This window comes from Seonamhaeicola sp. ABD4_340, assembly GCF_056312135.1.
The window spans coordinates 3443043-3461554 of sequence record NZ_CM149981.1 but is presented as its reverse complement, the minus strand read 5'-3'; the positions used below and the strand labels follow the sequence as shown (position 1 = coordinate 3461554).

At 32.7% G+C, this 18512-nt stretch carries 14 protein-coding genes; 6 read left to right on the top strand and 8 right to left on the bottom strand.

Translation table 11 applies throughout. The features are described from left to right. Positions 1 to 35 precede the first annotated feature (35 nt). The 4 genes from ACYX4H_RS15025 to nrfH form a co-directional block, all read right to left on the bottom strand. Positions 36 to 806, bottom strand: coding sequence for a carbonic anhydrase (locus ACYX4H_RS15025; RefSeq protein ID WP_476237078.1), 771 nt, complete (start codon positions 804 to 806; stop codon positions 36 to 38). A 120-nt stretch (positions 807 to 926) separates the two neighbouring features. Then, entirely contained in the window at positions 927 to 4091 is a 3165-nt protein-coding gene (locus tag ACYX4H_RS15020) for a cytochrome c biogenesis protein (protein WP_476237076.1), read from the bottom strand. A 91-nt stretch (positions 4092 to 4182) separates the two neighbouring features. Continuing rightward, complete coding sequence (gene nrfA / locus ACYX4H_RS15015) at positions 4183 to 5682, bottom strand: ammonia-forming cytochrome c nitrite reductase (RefSeq protein ID WP_476237075.1); 1500 nt, start codon at positions 5680 to 5682, stop codon at positions 4183 to 4185. A 32-nt stretch (positions 5683 to 5714) separates the two neighbouring features. After that, positions 5715 to 6314, bottom strand: coding sequence for a cytochrome c nitrite reductase small subunit (gene nrfH, locus ACYX4H_RS15010; RefSeq protein WP_475296624.1), 600 nt, complete (start codon positions 6312 to 6314; stop codon positions 5715 to 5717). 224 nt (positions 6315 to 6538) lie between these two features. On the opposite strand from nrfH, the gene acs reads away from it, so the two are divergent. Then, entirely contained in the window at positions 6539 to 8446 is a 1908-nt protein-coding gene (gene acs / locus ACYX4H_RS15005) for an acetate--CoA ligase (RefSeq protein WP_476237074.1), read from the top strand. A gap of 104 nt (positions 8447 to 8550) precedes the next feature. On the opposite strand, the gene ACYX4H_RS15000 is transcribed toward acs, so the two are convergent. From ACYX4H_RS15000 to ACYX4H_RS14990, 3 genes are read right to left on the bottom strand one after another with little or no spacing between them, the layout of a single operon-like run. Next, positions 8551 to 9219, bottom strand: coding sequence for a 3'-5' exonuclease (locus ACYX4H_RS15000; protein WP_476237073.1), 669 nt, complete (start codon positions 9217 to 9219; stop codon positions 8551 to 8553). Then, positions 9220 to 11136 (bottom strand): DUF294 nucleotidyltransferase-like domain-containing protein, encoded by a 1917-nt coding sequence (locus ACYX4H_RS14995; protein ID WP_476237072.1) that lies wholly within the window; start codon positions 11134 to 11136, stop codon positions 9220 to 9222. Positions 11137 to 11148: 12 nt separating this feature from the next. Further along, a complete protein-coding gene (locus tag ACYX4H_RS14990) occupies positions 11149 to 11766 on the bottom strand; it encodes a fumarylacetoacetate hydrolase family protein (protein ID WP_476237071.1) in 618 nt (205 codons plus the stop codon). Between the two features lie 176 nt (positions 11767 to 11942). On the opposite strand from ACYX4H_RS14990, the gene ACYX4H_RS14985 reads away from it, so the two are divergent. The 4 genes from ACYX4H_RS14985 to ACYX4H_RS14970 all read left to right on the top strand — a co-directional run bounded on the left by ACYX4H_RS14985 (position 11943) and on the right by ACYX4H_RS14970 (position 15335). Next, a complete protein-coding gene (locus tag ACYX4H_RS14985; protein WP_476237070.1) occupies positions 11943 to 12926 on the top strand; it encodes a TRAP transporter substrate-binding protein in 984 nt (327 codons plus the stop codon). Next, positions 12923 to 13390, top strand: coding sequence for a TRAP transporter small permease (locus ACYX4H_RS14980; protein WP_476237069.1), 468 nt, complete (start codon positions 12923 to 12925; stop codon positions 13388 to 13390). The genes ACYX4H_RS14985 and ACYX4H_RS14980 overlap by 4 nt, the downstream gene beginning before the upstream one ends. 2 nt (positions 13391 to 13392) lie before the next feature. Beyond that, positions 13393 to 14667: a TRAP transporter large permease gene (locus ACYX4H_RS14975; protein ID WP_476237068.1), complete on the top strand. Its 1275-nt coding sequence runs from the start codon at positions 13393 to 13395 to the stop codon at positions 14665 to 14667. A 149-nt stretch (positions 14668 to 14816) separates the two neighbouring features. Continuing rightward, positions 14817 to 15335, top strand: a complete 519-nt coding sequence (locus tag ACYX4H_RS14970) for a DinB family protein (protein WP_476237067.1) — start codon at positions 14817 to 14819, stop codon at positions 15333 to 15335. Here the strand turns inward: ACYX4H_RS14970 and ACYX4H_RS14965 are convergent. Continuing rightward, on the bottom strand, positions 15316 to 16530 hold the full coding sequence (locus ACYX4H_RS14965) for a multidrug effflux MFS transporter (RefSeq protein WP_476237066.1): 1215 nt from the start codon (positions 16528 to 16530) through the stop codon (positions 15316 to 15318). The two genes, ACYX4H_RS14970 and ACYX4H_RS14965, sit on opposite strands and share 20 nt — an antisense overlap. Before the next feature lie 512 nt (positions 16531 to 17042). On the opposite strand from ACYX4H_RS14965, the gene ACYX4H_RS14960 reads away from it, so the two are divergent. Beyond that, positions 17043 to 18503: a helix-turn-helix transcriptional regulator gene (locus ACYX4H_RS14960; RefSeq protein ID WP_476237065.1), complete on the top strand. Its 1461-nt coding sequence runs from the start codon at positions 17043 to 17045 to the stop codon at positions 18501 to 18503. Positions 18504 to 18512: the final 9 nt, after the last annotated feature.

The following is an 18512-nucleotide window of genomic DNA, read 5'->3' as shown; positions in this document are numbered from 1 at the left end:
AAACAAATGTTTAAATACCTACAACAAATTGTGTTTTAATAATTAAACTGTACGCTGCGGTTGTTTAATGCTTGCTCATTACGGTAGTTATTTACTGGCATGTTGTTTTTTAGTTTTAAAACCTCTTCAACAGATAAAATTATGGGGTGTTTAAATACTACCCAATTTACATTTTCAGTACACGGTGGCGTTGTTAATGAGCCACCATAGGTGTAATACTCTTGTGAGTGTTCAAATAAATATTCTAAACTTAATTGCTGGTGTATGGTTTTGGTTTCTCCATTTTTTAGTGGTAAAAAGCTTTCTAAAAATTCAAATAGATGACTTTCATCGCCTTCTTCACCTAAAATACCAAGTACCGTTATTTGGCCATTTTTATTTACGTGTACTAAGTGAATTTCAATGGGGTAAATAATGCCATTAATTTTATGCTCTGAAGGTTCATGAAAATGAATTTGTTTTAAAAAATAGGTGTCGTTTTTATAATGAATAGAATCTCCCGCTTCAAAATTAAATTGAATGGAGTGCCCATTGTTTTCAACTTTTTCTATGTATGTTGATGGAGAATAGTGTATTTTTAAATCTGAGGTGCCTTGAACAGAATCTGCTTGTTTATGAATAATGTTTATGGGCGATTGGTGGTTGCCATCACAATCGGAATTTTTTTCAATTTCTGCCCAATGAATAGGTGCTGTTTCACCAGCATAACTCCAGTGTTTTTCATGATTATGTTTAGCGGTTGTTTGGTGTTTTTTATGGTTACAAGCAGTTAATTGTACTAATGTGATAACTACTAAAAATGTCATAATAGCTTTCATTTGAAGTATACTTTATAGGTTAAATGTACCTCAAAAGTAGTTTCAAAATAAGATGTAAAACCTAATATTTATCAGTTTATAACAGTAAATATATAAAGTTATTAACTATTACGTTTTAGCTGTTTGTTGTTTCTTTTTAAAGGCTACTAAAATGGTAATAATAACCATGCATATAAAAATAACATATACAAATTTAGGCACAGGTACAGAGTCTCCAGCTGCATAACTATGTAAGCCAGAGAGGTAGTAATTAACCCCAAAAGATGTCATGATAATAGACCAAAACGCAAACATACTTGCCACATTTAAGGTGTAAAAGTTGTTTAATTTTGGTACAAAACGCAGGTGTAAAACTATGGCGTAAACTATAATGCTAATTAGTGCCCAAGTTTCTTTGGGGTCCCAGGCCCAATAGCGCCCCCAACTTTCATTAGCCCAAACACCACCTAAAAATGTGCCTATAGCTAATGTGAATAAGCCAATGGTCATTGATAGTTCGTTTATATACGTAAGTTCTTTTATTTTAAGCTCTATAATTTGTTTGGTTTTGGCTGTTTTAAATAACATAAGTAATAAGGCCATTATACCTAAAACTGCCGATAGTGCTAATGGTGCATAACTACTAACAATAGTAGCAACGTGTACTTTTAACCAATATGATTTTAATACTGGCATAAGGTTAGTTATTTCGGGGTTTAACCAATCTAAATAACTTACAAAAAGTAAGGCGCCACAAAATAGGGTAGAGAGCGGTAATGCAAAATCAGATTTTCTAAAAGCTATTAAACCGCTAAATAATAAACACCAAGCCACAAAAATGAGCATTTCATAACCATTACTCCATGGGGCATGTTGCGCAATATACCAACGTAAAATAATATTAAAGGTAAATAACAAAAAAGTAATTAGAGTTAATAAAACCAGCCCATTCCAGATAATATTAACCAGTTTTTTGTTATTAAACATTTTAACAATAGCCATTATTAATAGCACAAAACCAAGGGTGAAAAACACCTGAAACAACCAAAAGTTTATGTTGGCTTTGTTATACCAAAGTTCTGCTTCTACACGTTGAGGTGTTGGAATAATACTAGCAGCAATTATATCTTGATATTTTTTTATGTAGTTTATTTTTTGATAAGCTTCGTTATAATTTTTTAGGTTTATATCTTTAAAATAGGCGGGCAAAATGGTTTTGGCAAAACGTCCGTCTTCTTGTGTGAAATCTTCAAAATTATGGGTGTAACTAAACCATGTATTGTTTTCATCTTGTTTGTTAGGAAATATTTTTAAATAATTTCCGCTAAATAAGTTATAAAGAATATTAAAGCGTTCATCAATTTTTAAAACCTCTTTATCAAACTCATTTCGTTCGGCAGGTTTCTTTTTATTAGCATCTTCTACAGCTTCAGATAGTAAATATTGACCGTCTTTATTTAAAAAACTAATAAAAGCGTATAAACCATTTTCTCCCGGAGAAATTGCATGAAGTAAATTGCCTGTTTTTTCAGTATCGGCCTTAATAATTGGTATGCGTTGCCAAACGCCAGATGCCATGTGCATGCCTAAAAATACCTGATTTACATCTAGCTTTACATTTTTGCCATTAACAGGGTATTTAAAGTATGATTTTCTAGAAATTTTTCTAATACATTCTGAAGCTAGTGTGTTTATAGGTTTTATACGGCCATCTAAGTCTTGAACCAATAACCGCCCAAATAATTCGGCTTGTTGTTTGTCTATTTGTTGTGAAAGTACCAGTTTTTCAATAGAAACCTTCGGAATACTATCATTTGTTTTGGCGAATGATGTATTTGCAAAAAATAGGCCTAATAAAATAACTATACTAGCAATGGCTTTTGTTTTCAATTTTTTAAGTTTCTTATTTATAATTTGAAAGCGTGATGTTTTTCCAAAGAATGTCAAACACATACCCAAACTCATTAAAAAATAGCCTAAATAGGTTACCCAAGTGTCAATACTATCATGATTTACTGAGAGCACAGTACCTTGCTCATCAGTATCATAACTAGCTTGAAAAAACCTGTAGCCTTTATGGTCTAAAACGTTATTCATAAAAATTCTGTATGGTATTTGTGTATCGCCATCTAAAATCATGACTTCACTTGCATAGGCCGAAGGACTTGAAGAACCTGGATAACGTTCTAACTGAAAATCGTTTAATTTTAAAGCAAAAGGCATTTCAATGGCACCAGCGCCGTATGATAAAATTATCTGTAAATTGTCATTAAAATTGCTAATATGCTTGATGGGTAAAAAACCTTCGCGATATAGTAAATTTGTTTCTTGCGTTGGTTCATTAGCAACTTTTACATCAACAACTAAAGCATCATCAAGGGTTTTGTCATTATCTATTTTTGAAAGCGCAGAACTTTTTAGTTTGAAGGTGCCATTTTTGTAATAATTGGTGGGAACAAATGAAAAATCACCAGCTCTAAAAAGGGTTTTTAAATTAATATTTTGAAGCGTGTCTTTAGCTATTTTTCCTGCTTGTTGGCTAGCCATAATAAAAAAATCTATGGCGTGTGGTGTTTTAATTTTGAAAGCACCACTATCTTCAAAAATATTGATAATATCGTTTCTGTTAGATTCAAAGCCAACCTCATGTTGGTGAGACCCAATACGTTCAATTTCGCCTTTTTGTAAATAAATAGTATTGCGCCCTTCACCCGATGTTACTACCATTTCAAGCAAAGGTTTACCGTTTAAGCTATCTTCAACAACTTCAGGTGATGCATCTGCAATGTATTTGTTGTATGAAATTGAAATTGGTTTGCCAGCAAAGGTTGTTTCAACTTCAAAATGATTATTTTTTAAAGGTGAAAAATTTAATTTTTTATGAATTGTTTTACTTTCTGAACCATTGGTAATGGTAGCAGTAAGCAATTTAGTATCTGAAATAATAACATTTGATGAAGCACCTTCGCGAATGCGAATAATACCTCCGTATGATGTGTACCTAGTAATGCCTGCGCCTAAAATTATTATTATAAAAGCTAAATGAAATAATAAAATAGCCCATTTTTGTTTTCTTAATAGTTTGTATTTAAAAATGTTTGCAATAAAGCTTAAAGCAAGCCCTAACATTACTATTTCAAACCACCACGCATCATAAATGCTGGCCCATGCAACTGCTGTACCATAATCATTTTCAACAAAGGTTGCCACAGCCATTGCTACTGCAAATACCAACAGTAACAAAAGGGCAAGACCCGATGATGAAAAGAATTTATAAATTGTTTTCATGCTCATACCTGTAATAAAATTTAAAAAAGATAATCTTTACCGTGAAAAGCACTTAAAAGATTATCTTTTTCGCTTAAGAATTAACTACTAACCACTGTTAATTTGCTGCCGAAACTTGTTGTTTGCTGCCATAATTTGCTTCTCGCTTTTCCGCCGCTTCCAACCATTTTGGTAACAAATTTTCTTTAAATTCTTGTTTTTCTTTTCTTAGTTTTTCCATGTCTAAACCAATGTATTCTTGTGCTTTTTCTTTTGTTGAAAGATCGGGCATTTCAACTGGTTTGTTATGGCCTAATGTTGCTAATAATCTTGCTAATTTTACGCGTCCTTCAGTAGCTTTATCTAAACCACTGCTTAATACTCTACCAATTTCAACAGGTGAGTGGAACGACGCACCGTGCGATGCTGCAGCATAATCCCAACGCCATTGTGCGTGACGTATATCCATTAAAATATCTTTCATTTGATCTTCGGTAGCACCCAAATCCCAGCATTTTTTTGCTTCAACATGCATTTTTACTAAAGCATCTTCAAGTTTTAAACGGCTTTCGGCTGCTTTTTGTTGGCGGTCATATACATTGGCTCTTAATTTTTCGGCTTCCTCACGGTGACATACTTGACAAGAGTTGGCTATATTGTTAAGTGGCGATTGTATATGGTGGTCTGTAAATTTTTGTCCACCTTCACTTTTATAAGGCATATGGCAATCTGCACATGAAACACCTCTATCTGCATGCACACCAGTTAAGTATGTTTCATAACCAGGGTGTTGTGCTTTAAGCATAGGCGCTTTACTTAGTTTGTGCGTCCAATCTTTAAAGTCCATGTCGTCATAATATTTTTCCATAGCTTCAACAGACATACCGTCTTTCCAAGGGAAGGTTAAATATGGCACGCCTTCTTTACCCGGTGTATTTTTGTTAAAATAATACTCTACGTGGCACTGTGCACATACTAAAGAGCGCATTTCTTGGTGTGTAGCTTTATTAATGTCTTTACCCATACTTTCAAAAGCTTCAACTAAAGCCGGACGTGTAATGGTAAGTTTCATGGTTTTACTATCATGACAATCAGCACAACCAATAGGGTTTACAATTTCTTCACCTTTATCGGCCCATTTTCCGCTGTAAAATTCAGCAATACCAATCTCGTTCATTAAACGTGGTACATCGGGCGATTTACAGGTCCAACAGGTAGCAGGCATAGGGCCATCGCCTTCGCCTTTAGGGCCACCGGTTCTTAATGTATTGTGAATATCTTCAACGGCATATTGGTGTCCGCGCCCTTGGTTATAATCTTTAGAAAAGCCATAACCCGCCCAAAGAACTGCTAAACGGGTATCTTCTTCAAGCATATCGCGCATAGCGTTGCCGCCTTGGTATGTTGCAAAATCGGTTTGTTCGGTTTGTAAAAACGATTGATATTCAGCAGGGAAATTTTTACCCCATTCTTCGTTTCTGGGTTCATTTTCATTTATTTCAACCTGAGGAACATACTTGTATTTGGCTTCGTTTTTTCGGTTAACAATACTAGAAGCTAAAAGTCCTAAAAGGAACACTACAACTACAGTTACTATAAATAATACTTTGTTTTTCATTGGTATATAATTTGCAAGTGCGCGTTAATTGTTTAATCTTTAATTTGTTTGTTTAGCCAACTAGGTATTACGGTGCTAACGGTATCAGTTGGTATTGGTGCAATGTTGTTGCGTATTGTAGAAATACCGTGCACGGTGCCGTGTGGTATTTCTTGGTGGCATTCCCAACATTTTCTATCGGTTCTACTTTCTTTATGGCCACTTAACCAGCCATCATATTTTACTTGTGTTACTTGTTGTACGTGGCACCTAATGCAATTACTTTGCACAACTTCTTGTGATGCTTCACGCATAAACATAACTTCAGGTTCCATACGAGCTGTAAAAACAGAGGCGTGAAAAAGGCCATCTTTCGCTTTAAAAAAATACTTGTTAGCAACGTTATTATGCGGCACGTGGCAATCATTACAATTGGCATATTCACGGTGAGAACTATGCATCCAGCTATTGTACATAGGCGTCATAACATGGCAATTAACACAGGCCTGCGGATCATTAGACATATAGGAAACCAAGGATGCTTCTTTAGCCATAAAAAAGCCTAAACCAACTATAATACCTATAGAAACTACAGCAATAGTGCGCCATCTAGACTTTTTACTTGGAAGAATTTGTTTTTTCTTTAGGTTCAAGTTGTTTGTGTTTTAAGGTTAACAATCCTTTTTTATCATCGTTAGACAAAAGTAATATCCATGAAATTATTAAAAACTAACAATAGTCATGTTTTACTAAAATTATTAAAAAATTATGTAATTATTAAAGTATACTTTTAATTTAATTTTTCAAACGTATAATATTAAATAGGTTTTATATATTTAAAGTTGAAAATCAATAAAACTAAATACTATAAAATACCATGAGTAATTACCACATAAAACATTTAGAAGAATATTATCAGGTTTACCGAAAATCTGTTAGAGAACCAGAAAATTTTTGGGAAGAAATAGCTGAAGAACATTTTATGTGGCGAAAAAAATGGGATAAGGTTTTAAGTTGGGATTTTTCTAAACCCGAAGTTACATGGTTTGAAGGCGCACAATTAAACATTACCGAAAATTGTATAGACAGGCACTTGGCAACCCGAGGCAATAAAACGGCCATTTTATTTGAACCCAATAACCCCAATGAAGCCGCGTTACACATAAGCTATAAAGAACTTTATGAGCGCGTAAATAAGTTTGCAAATGTTTTAAAGGCCGAAGGTATAACCAAAGGCGATAGGGTGTGTATTTATTTACCAATGATTCCAGAATTGGCAGTGTCTGTATTAGCCTGTGCACGTATTGGTGCTATACATTCTGTGGTGTTTGCGGGGTTTTCTTCAACAGCATTGGCCACAAGAATTAACGATTCAGAATGTAAAATGGTAATAACCAGCGATGGCTCTTACCGTGGTGCAAAAACCATCAATTTAAAAGGTATTGTAGATGAAGCTTTAAAAGAATGCCCATGCGTTAAAACCGTATTAGTTGCTAAGCGTATTAATAGTGATATAAACATGGAAAGCGGCAGAGATAAATGGTTGCAACCGTTACTAGATGAAGCATTGCCTGTTTGCGCTCCAGAAATAATGCATGCTGAAGATCCATTGTTTATTTTATACACATCGGGTTCTACTGGAAAACCAAAAGGCATGGTACATTCAACCGCAGGTTACATGGTATATACAGCTTACACGTTTAAAAATGTATTTCAATACAGAGAAAATGACGTGTATTGGTGTACTGCAGATATTGGTTGGATTACCGGCCACAGTTATATAGTTTATGGGCCTTTAACAAATGGTGCTACAACCGTTATGTTTGAAGGTGTACCAAGTTATCCGGATTTTGGACGCTTTTGGGAAATTGTTGAAAAACACAAAATAAATCAGTTTTATACAGCACCAACGGCCATTAGAGCTTTGGCTAAACAAGGTGCTGAATTAGTAGAAAAATACAACCTATCTTCACTAAAAACGCTGGGTTCTGTGGGCGAACCTATTAATGAAGAAGCATGGCATTGGTACAATGATAATATTGGTAAAAAGAAAAGCCCCATTGTTGATACTTGGTGGCAAACAGAAACTGGTGGTATTATGATTACCCCAATACCATTTGTAACACCAACAAAACCAACGTATGCTACTTTACCTTTTATAGGCATTCAGCCTGCTTTAATGGATGAAAATGGCAATGAAATTAAGGGTAACCAAGTAGATGGACGTTTGTGTATTAAATTTCCGTGGCCAAGTATGGCACGTACCATTTGGGGCAATCACCAGCGTTATAAAGATACCTATTTTTCAGCATTTGAAAATAAATATTTCACAGGCGATGGCGCCTTGCGTGATGAGGTTGGGTATTACCGCATTACTGGTAGGGTAGATGATGTCATTATTGTATCTGGCCATAATTTAGGAACCGCCCCAATTGAAGATGCTGTAAATGAACATCCGGCGGTAGCAGAATCTGCCATTGTTGGTTTCCCGCATGATGTAAAAGGTAATGCGCTTTATGGTTATGTTATTTTAAAAGATACAGGCGAAAGTAGAGACCAGAATAACGTAAGAAACGAAATAAACCAAATAATAACAGAGCATATTGGCCCAATAGCAAAGTTAGATAAAATACAATTTACAAGCGGTTTACCAAAAACACGCTCGGGTAAAATTATGCGTCGTATTTTACGTAAAATAGCATATAAAGATACCTCTAATTTAGGAGATACTAGTACGCTTTTAAACCCCGAAGTAGTGCAAGATATTATTGATAATGCATTATAGTTAATTTGCATTTATTTAGTACTCAACCGTTTTTTAATTAAGTATATTCATAAATTGAAAATACATCATCTATGAAGTTTACAAATAAATTGTGGTGGGAATAGTTAGGTTTTTATTAAATAATCCCATTGTAAATCACTTTTCTTTTTTTGTAATCTAGAGAGTGTTTTTAAAAATACCACAGCAGTAATTAAAGCATCGCCACTTGCGGTGTGCCTATCTGTAATTGGCACATTTAATTCGGTAGCTAATTCATCTAAAGAATAGTTTTTTAAATCGTTTTGATAAATTATATGCTTAGATTTTTTAAACAGCACACCAGTATCAATAAACGTGTTTTTTAGTTTACCAAGTTTATGCCTTTGTAACATGGCGTTTACCATACCAAAATCAAAACGGGCATGATGCGCTACTAAAACAGCATTGCCAATGTAATTTATAAAGGTTTCAATAGCTTCAATTTCTGATACTTTTTTAAGGTTGCCATGTTTCATTAATCCGTGAATTTTTACGGTTTCCGGATTAAAAATATCTTGTTGTAAGTACAACTCTAAGCTTTCATTAACCTTAATAGTTTTGTTCTGTATAGTAACAGCGCCAATTGATAGTATACGGTCTTTATGTTGGTCAAAACCAGTGGTTTCAGTATCAAAAGCAATAAAACGAGTAGCTTCAATAGTTGGTGTTGAGGTGTTTTTAAAACCACTTAAATACGCTTGCCAAAAGTTAGGGTAATGGCGTTTCTTTTTTCTTTTAAACCAATGAAATGCCATTTATAAAATATTCTTTAAATCAAATCTAATTTTTAGTAATTCTTGCACATCTAAAATAGGTTTAAAACAGCGCCTAAGTTTTAGTTTTTCTTCTTTTGAAAGACTTTCTAATGCTATAAGTTTTCCTGAGTTATCATGTAATAAGCCTTGTTTTGTTCTAAATTTTAAAAGGGCTTTTGAGGCGTAGGCACAAGAGTTGAAAAGTTCGGCATTATTGGGGTCTATTTCGGCTAGTTTTTCAAATCGTTCAGCAGTATTGTTTATGTCTTTAATTTTATTGCTTAAAGTTAAAACTCTAGCGGCATCAATTAAAGGCATTAAGGCTCTACTTTTAATATTAAATAAATCTTTTTGTTCTCCATTATGCTCTACTAAAAACTGCTTAAAAAAGCCTAGTGGCGGCGGGTTTTTAAGGGCATCTTTTGCTAAAATTCTGCAGAATAACGATGAGTTTTCTAACGCTTTATAAATGCTATTGGTTAAAGCATCAACCAAAGTTTTGTTGCCGTAAATATGGCTATAATCAAAAAATATAGATGCTAGTAAAATAGCCTTTTCATCAGGTTTTTCTATCCACTCCTTAAATTGTTGTTTCCATTGCGATACAGATTTGCACCACTCTGGGTTGCTAGCCATCATATCTGCTTCACAATATTCAAAACCTATAACATTTAATGTTTTTGTAACGAGTTTACCTAGTTTAATAAAGTATGCTTGGGTTTTTTGGTAGTTAGGTTCATCAACATCTTCAAAAATTAGCGCATTATCTTGGTCTGTAAACAAAAGTTGTTCTTTTCTGCCTTGACTACCAATTGAAAGCCATGAAAATGCTACTGGTGGCGGCGTTTCCATTTTTCTAATGGCTAAAATTATGGCACGTTCTGTAACGGCATCATTAATTTTAGAAATGAGTTTAATAATGTGTGAAAGCGGAATATTTTGTTCTAAATAACTTTTTAATAGTGTGTTAGCTTTAAGTCTGGCTTTACGCAAATGCCTAGTGCGTTTGGCTCGTTTAATATCTTTTAAAATGACCGATGGACTATTACCTAAAGTAACCAATATATCATGGTGGGTTAAAATACCTACCAATTTGGTGTTTGTTGTACCATCTTTAGTTATACAAATATGGCTAATATTATGCTGTATCATTTGTAACTGCGCACTTGCTACGGTAATGCCTGGGCTATCTGTAATTACAGGTGCAGACATAATATGTGTAACCTTAGTTGTAATAGGAAATTTACCAGTAGCAATTTTATTTTTTATATCGCTGTTGGTAATAATACCTAACGGAATTTTATCTTTATTTACTACAATTATACAGCTAATGCTGTGTTCACTCATAGCAATGGCAGCCTCTTGTAAGGTAGCGTTTTCATTGCAAGTTTCTGGTTTTTCGGTGTAATTTGCGGTTTGAAAATTTGCTAAATCTTGCGATGAGTTTGGAAGATAATCTACAAAAATACGGCTATTTTCTTCGGCTGTATAAGGGTCATGAGAGTTACTGGCAAATGCCGTAATTAAATATTTTTGAACCTTTACTAAGTTTTGAGTTACAGACTCAAAAATTTCAATAGGTATGGCATATACAATAGCTTCTTCATTAGCAATAGCACTAAGTTTATAGTTTTCTTTGGTAATTAATGCGCGTAAGCCAAAAATATCGCCGGTATCATTAATACCGGCAATAAGTTTTTCGTTTTCATGCGTATGATATAACATTACTGAACCGTTTCTTACCACATAAAAATGGTTGTGATAAGTATCGTCTTTTTTAAAAAGTACATCGCCCTTATCTAAATAAATAATGCTTGTTTCAACAGCAATTTTATTTAAGCTGTTAAGACTGAGTAAATCAAAAGGCGGAAAACCACTTAAAAAATGCGCAATGCGGTCTGCAATAGAGTTTTTCATAGGCAATAAACATTATATCATTTTAAAATCTAACAATAATTCACCTTCAATAGACGCTTGTAAATGATCACCTTTTTCAATCATTCCAATACCATCAGCAGGTGTTCCTGTAAAAATTAAATCGCCAGGGTTTAAAGTCATATATTTTGAAACGTAGGCAATAATTTCGGCCATGTTATAAATCATAAAATCTGTATTACCAACCTGAATTTGTTTTCCGTTTATCTTTAAATCGAAATTAATATCGTTTAATTTAGGGAAGTTAGCAATAGGTTTAAATGCTGAAATTGGCGAAGCACCATCAAAACCTTTACCTAAAGCCCAAGGCCATTTTTTGTCTCTGTTGTCAGTTAAAATATCTTTCGCAGTAAAATCCATACCAACAGCAATTTCGCTAATATACGAAGGCGCATCGGCTTCCAGTATGTTTTTACCAACGTTACCAATTTTGGCAACCAGTTCAACCTCATAAACAATTTGGTTTGTAATCTCTGATGGGTAAACCACATCTTTATTATCTGTAACCAAAGTGCTATCAGCTTTTAAAAATATTAATTGATGCCCGTCTTTTAAATCGGCAATTTCGTTTTTGTTGGTAACGTAGTTTTTACCAATACCAATAATTTTCATGTTTTTTCTTGTTTAATTTGAAGGTCTAAAAATAATAAAATGCCAAAGAGTACATCCTGCTTTTTATCATAAAAATGTGGTATAAACTAATCAATTTTTAATATATTCGAAACCAGACTTCAAAAAAAGCGCGATTATACATTTTGTAATTCAATATGCATCATTCTTCAAAATACATGATTCATTTAAAACCTATTTTGTTAATGGTTTTAATAAGTGTTTTGTTTTTACAATGCGATAAAAAAAACGAACCAGAATTTCATTTAAGAGCTAGTTTATTGGTAAATGAAAGCCATACGTGGTTTAAAGCGTTTGAATATTTTTCTGAAATTTTAGAAGAACGTACCAATGGCCGCATAGTTTTAGATAATTACCACTCAGAACAATTAGCCAAAGAAATTGAAGCCATTCGTTTAATAAGAGCCGGTGTTATAGATATGACAACAACAGGCTCGCCGTTAAGCAATTGGGTTGAAATTTTAACCTTTTGTGAACTGCCTTTTCTTTTAAGAGATTCAACAGATATGCGCGTGCTAATTAATAGCAACATAGGAAAGCGCATGGAACAAGAAATGATTGATAAAATAGGGTTGAGACCTTTGGGGCAGTTTCCTGGTGGGCCGCGGCATTTAACATCAAATAAACCAATAAAACACCCTAATGATTTACAAGGATTAATTGTAAGAGTGCCCAATGTACCATCATTTGTTACTGCTTGGAAAGCTTTAGGCGCTAAACCAACACCTATGGCGTTTTCAGAGGTATTTACATCATTACAGCAAGGTACAGTTGAGGCACAAGAAAACGGATTTGCAATTATACAAGCAGCAGGTTTTTATGAAGTACAAAAATATGTTAACAAAACAGCGCATGTAGTTAGTTGGACCTATCCTGTTATTGGAGAAAAACAGTTTCAAGCCTTTCCAGATGATTTAAAAACTATTTTTTTAGAGGCTGTTAATGATATGGTTGCTTATGAACATAAATTGTTTTTAGAAAGTCAAAATAAAATTGTAGAAGAGCTTGAAGCTGCAGGAATGACCATAATTGAAGTTGATAAAGATGCCTTTGGAGAAGCTGCCAGAGATGCCATTTTTAATAGCCTGTCTCCAAACATGCAAAAAGTGTATAACGATATTTTAAAATTAAGAGAACAATGACCATAAAAAAAGGCATAGGCAAATTTTTAAAATACGGTACCTTGGTAAGTAGTTTTTGTTTTATTGCCGTAACTATGGCGCAAGTGTATGCGCGTTTTTTTATGGAAAGTGCACCGGCATGGACAGAAGAAGCGGCGCGTTTTTTCTTTATTTACGCCATGAGTTTTGCCGCTGGTTTAGCTATGAAAGGTAATTATTATGTAAAGTTTGATGTGGTTTACAGTAAACTAAATACAAAACAAAAGCAAATGTTAGATGTTTTAGTGTCTCTACTCACTATCATATTATTTTTAATAATAACCTATTACGCCATACAATTTGTAAATGTGGGTATTACAGAACGATCACCAAGTGTTGGTTTTTCAATGGCTATAGCCTTTGGTTCAATACTGGTTATGGGTGTTTTTATTTCTATGTATGCTATTTGGGATTTTATAAAAACCGCTAAAAAACTAAAACAGTAAATATGATCTGGATATTATTACTCGTTTTTATAATATGTTTACTATTTAGGTTTCCAATAGCTTTTTCTTTGGGTTTATCTTGTTTAGCCTATTTAATAGTTGCAGGCATACCGTTAATAGTTATACCAATGAAAATGTACTCGGGTATAGATGTGTTTGTTTTATTAAGTGTACCTGGTTTTATTTTGGCAGGAAACCTTATGAATCAAGGAGGGCTAACAGCCAAAATAATTACGTTTTGCAATCATTTAACAGGGCATATTCGTGGTGGTTTAGCCCTGGCAAACATTGGCGCATCAATGCTATTTGCAGGTATATCGGGCACCGCAATTTCAGATACAGCAAGTATAGGCTCTGTTATGATTCCGGCAATGAAAAAAGAAGGTTACGATGCCAGTTTTTCATGTGCCATTACTGCAGCATCATCAACTGTTGGCCCCATCATTCCGCCAAGTGTACCCATGATTATTGCAGCAACACTTAGTGGTTTATCTGTAGGCAGGTTGTTTTTAGCAGGCGCCATACCAGGCTTTTTGTTAGGTTTTGGCCTTATGGGTGTTACCTATTTTATTGCCAAACGCAAAAAATATCCAAAACACCCTAAAAGTAGCTTTACACAAATTCTAATAAGTTTTAAAGACACATTTTGGTCGTTGTTAATGACCTTTATTATCCTTTTCGGAATAATTGGAGGTGTTTTTACACCCACCGAAGCGTCAATAATAGCCGTAGTTTATGCACTAATTATAGGAGCTTTCATTTACAAAAAACTCAATTTTAAAAACGTACAAGTCATAGTTTTAGATTCTATGAAAACATCAGCATCACTTATGGTGCTTATTGGTTTTGCAAATCTTTTTGGCTGGATTTTAATTACAGAGCAATTACCACAATTAGTATCTTCTCAAATACTAAATTTTTCAAACAATAAATACGTAGTGCTGCTACTAATTAATTTATTGCTAATTTTTGTAGGTACGTTTATGGAAACCATTGCAGCCCTTTTAATACTATTTCCCATTTTACTAAAAGTAGCGCTAGCAGTACAGGTAGACCCAATACATTTTGCTGTAATTGCCCTTTTAAATTTAATGATTGGTTTAACAACACCACCTTTAGGCGTGTGTTTATTTGTATCATCAAGTATTGGTAAAGTATCAATAGGCAAAGTAAGTAAAGCAGGGTTTCCCTTTTTACTAACCAGTTTAATAGTGTTAGCTTTGGTAACATTAATTCCCGAAATTTCATTGTATTTACCAAAGTTATTTATGGATTAATTAGGGCATTCCGCCTAAGGGCGTCGGGCTTTCCGTTATATCTTTTTATTTTGTTTTTTCTCCTGCGTCAAAAAAACAAAATAAAAAGGATGCCACTGCAATCCCTAATGCAATAACCAGTATATTTAAAAGCAGTTAAAAATAAAACCATGACACTAAAAGATGTAAACCCTTCAGAATACAATCAATTTTATAGCAGCTACTTAAATATACTTCCTGCCGAAACTGAGTTAATTTCAGCGTTTCAAGAAAATTTAAATAATGTGCAAACCTTTTTTAAGGGCATTCCAAAGGAAAAATTAGAATATAAATATGAAGCAGATAAATGGACTGTAAAAGAAATGTTTCAGCACATGATAGACTGTGAGCGTGTGTTTCAATTTAGGTGTTTTCATGTAGCCAGACATGATAAAACACCATTACCAGGCTTTGAAGAAAATGATTATGTACCAACTTCAAAAGCCAATACAAAATCTATACAAACCCTCATTGAAGAGTTTACAGCTGTAGAGCAAGCTTTTATAGTCTTACTAAAAAGTGTATCAACTGAAGATTTAAAACAAATTGGAGAAATAAATGCTGCGCCAACATCGGCTAGGGCATTGGCATTTATAACGCTAGGGCACTACAAGCATCATATAAATATTATTAAGCAACGTTATTTGTAGCTGCTTTTTTAGTTTTTTTTAAGTATAAAAACGTTAACAAAGTAAGAGTACCAAATAATGAAAAACCCATAAAAAGAGGCAAAACAGAGTTGTTTACAAAACTGCCAATATAATTGGCAATAGGCACTGCCATTACAGTTGAAACAAAACCATTTATGGCTGCACCAATACCAGCAATATGACCAAGGGGTTGCATTGCTAAAGCCCTTAAATTACCAAATAAAAATCCTACCGAAAAAAATTGTAATACAAAAAAGCCAATTAAAATAGCTATTGGCGGGTTATTACCAGAGTTAAATAAAATAATATATAATAGTGAAATTGCAGCATAGGCAATTGTGGCAGTATATGCTATTTTCCACATGCCAAATTTTACAACCCAAACGCTGTTTAAATAAGTAGCAAGACCAATAGAAATGGCTAAACTAGCAAAAATGTAAGGGAATAATTCGGCTAAATTATATTGTTGCTCAAATATTTGTTGTGAGGTACTTAAGTACACCATAAACGAACCGGTAATAAAGCCCGAAGCTAATGTATAAGCTATGGCATCTTTATACTTAAAAAATTCTTTAACACCATCAATAAACAATGACGATGAAAATTTAATGCGCTTCTCTTTGACTAGAGTTTCAGGTTGCCTTTTCCAAAACCAAATAATAACAATTAGTCCATAAAATAGATTAACATAAAAAATGGCTTTCCAATCGTAATAATTCAAAATTAATTGTCCCATAGCAGGAGCTATTACGGGTACTAAAATAAAAACCATAACTACAATAGACATTATTTTGGCCATATAATCGCCACTGTAAGAATCTCTAATTATAGCCAAACTTAAGGTTCTTTGTGCAGATAACCCCATGCCTTGTAGTACTCTACCAATAATCATAACTTCAAAACTTTTAGTAGTAAGGCATATATAACTAGCTATAATAAAGAGAACAAAACCAAAATATACAATGGGTTTTCTGCCAAAACTATCAGATAATGGGCCAAAAATTAACTGGCCAAAACCCAAACCTAAAAAAATCATGGTTATAAGCAATTGGTTATTATTAGGGTTAGTAACACCTAAATAATTGCCAATTGTAGGTAAGGCAGGTAATAATGCATCAATAGAAATTGCTACAATAGACATTAAAGCGGCCATTAAAGCAACAAATTCTATTTTAAAAGAGTTGTTATTTTGCATGGCGCAAAAGTAATTTAATAATATTGATTTTTGTGTTTATTAAAGGTGATTATAAGTTAAAGAATTCACAAAGTTTAAGCTTTGAAATTTAGTGGTTTCAGCACTTTAATAATAACACTTATTAATATTAAAATGTTATTTAATAGCAATATTAAAAGTCTAGGTATATTTTAAATGTTGAATAAATGTTAAGAGTATTCTTGTTAAAAAATTAGCTTTCTTTGAAGATACAATTCAAATATGAAATTTTTTTTTTCGTTTTCATGCAAATCATCTGTAAATGAATACCTTTAAGCTAAAAACAAAGGCTGTTATATTATACTATGTTAATTTGTTTAAAGTATTTTGTAATTTTGATTAACAAAAATTTGCCGTTTTATTTACAAAAAAATAATAAATTGTTTATCTCTCAAAAAAAAACTATCATCAGAGGTATATACTGCCTTTTATTTTTAACCATTTGTTTTGCTCATGGACAAAATGAATATTTTCGTTTTTTAGATTCTGCTCAGGTGCATATTAAAAAAAATTCAAAATCTGCACAGCCTTTTTTAGATTCTATACCAAAACCCATAGAGAATAGTTTAAAAGGCAGAGTTTCAGAATATTTTGCGTTAAAAGCTTTAATACACGATGAATACAATGAATACCCTAAAGTGTATCAAAGTTATATTCAGGCACTAAAATATAGCGAAATTGAAAAAAAATATAAAGTAGCAGGACGTTCATGTCTTGAATTGTATGCTATTTTATCAAACACTAAAAAAGATTCTTTAGCTGAAAATTATCTAAATAAAGCAAATGAGTATTTTAATTTAAGCGACTACAAAAACGGATTAGTAGAGGTTGAACAAATTAAAATTTATACTAAGTTTTTAAAAAATAAGCATAAAGAAACCAATACTTTAATTTTAAGTAATTTAGATAAATATGAGAGTGTAAAAGATGATGCTTACTTTTACATGTTTGCCCTATTTATGGTTACATCAAACCATATTAGTTTAAATAATTTTAATGAAGCCCAGTATTACTACAGTAAATTTAAAAAGTTAAAAAATAATAAAACAATAGCTCCATTTAATTACTGTTCTTTTAATGCTACAATTAATACAAATTTGGCAAAGTTTTTTAATAGAAACAAACAGCTAGATTCTACATTTCATTACTTAAATAAAGCATCAAAACTAAGAAAGTTTATGGGTAATGATACCGTTAAAGACTATTTAACACTTTACTCTGCTGTTTATGAACAAGAAGGCGGACTCGATGAATCTAAAAAATATATAGATTCTTTACGCTTACATGAAGAAAAAATGTTTGCAAGCCTAATAGATGCAGGTCATCAAATAAATCACTCATTATTAAAAGTAGAAACAAAATTAAAAGAAGAAAGTGAGAAAAATACCTTTTTTGAATTTTTTGTCGCGGGTTGTTTAGCAACTGTACTGCTTACAAGTATTATATATTTAGTGTTTTACAAAAAGCAAAAAATTAAACTAAATAATTTAGATGAAGAAAATAAACAGCTGAACCAGCTAAAAAATAATCATGAAAAGTTAACAGCTAAAGTGCAAGGTTTAGAAGATTATATTAATAATTTAAAAAGTAAGGCAAAAGTTATCTCATCAGTAAATGATGTTGTTACCCAACGTGACATGATTAAAGATTTTTATACGAATATTCGTTTAGAATCATCTACAATTTTAAATGAAAGTAATAATCATTTAGATTTAATTAACGATTTTAATATTAGTTTTTTCAATAAACTTAAAAAGATGTTTCCTAGTTTAAATGATTCTGATATTATTATATGTTATCATATATACATTGGCTTTAAAAATAAAGAAATAGCATTATTTTTAAATACATCTGTAAGAGGTATTGAAAGTAAACGGTACAGAATTACCAAAAAAATGAATTTAGATAAAAGTATCTCGTTAGCTTCTTTTTTGCGAGATAATTTTTATGATTAATCATTTTTT

What these genes read in the sequence shown, in the direction of transcription:
- ACYX4H_RS15025 (WP_476237078.1), bottom strand. Translation starts at nt 806, where the DNA reads ATGACATTTTTAGTAGTTATCACATTAGTACAATTAACTGCTTGTAAC.
- ACYX4H_RS15020 (WP_476237076.1), bottom strand. Translation starts at nt 4,091, where the DNA reads ATGAGCATGAAAACAATTTATAAATTCTTTTCATCATCGGGTCTTGCC.
- nrfA (WP_476237075.1), bottom strand. Translation starts at nt 5,682, where the DNA reads ATGAAAAACAAAGTATTATTTATAGTAACTGTAGTTGTAGTGTTCCTT.
- acs (WP_476237074.1), top strand. Translation starts at nt 6,539, where the DNA reads ATGAGTAATTACCACATAAAACATTTAGAAGAATATTATCAGGTTTAC.
- ACYX4H_RS15000 (WP_476237073.1), bottom strand. Translation starts at nt 9,219, where the DNA reads ATGGCATTTCATTGGTTTAAAAGAAAAAAGAAACGCCATTACCCTAAC.
- ACYX4H_RS14995 (WP_476237072.1), bottom strand. Translation starts at nt 11,136, where the DNA reads ATGAAAAACTCTATTGCAGACCGCATTGCGCATTTTTTAAGTGGTTTT.
- ACYX4H_RS14990 (WP_476237071.1), bottom strand. Translation starts at nt 11,766, where the DNA reads ATGAAAATTATTGGTATTGGTAAAAACTACGTTACCAACAAAAACGAA.
- ACYX4H_RS14985 (WP_476237070.1), top strand. Translation starts at nt 11,943, where the DNA reads ATGATTCATTTAAAACCTATTTTGTTAATGGTTTTAATAAGTGTTTTG.
- ACYX4H_RS14980 (WP_476237069.1), top strand. Translation starts at nt 12,923, where the DNA reads ATGACCATAAAAAAAGGCATAGGCAAATTTTTAAAATACGGTACCTTG.
- ACYX4H_RS14975 (WP_476237068.1), top strand. Translation starts at nt 13,393, where the DNA reads ATGATCTGGATATTATTACTCGTTTTTATAATATGTTTACTATTTAGG.
- ACYX4H_RS14970 (WP_476237067.1), top strand. Translation starts at nt 14,817, where the DNA reads ATGACACTAAAAGATGTAAACCCTTCAGAATACAATCAATTTTATAGC.
- ACYX4H_RS14965 (WP_476237066.1), bottom strand. Translation starts at nt 16,530, where the DNA reads ATGCAAAATAACAACTCTTTTAAAATAGAATTTGTTGCTTTAATGGCC.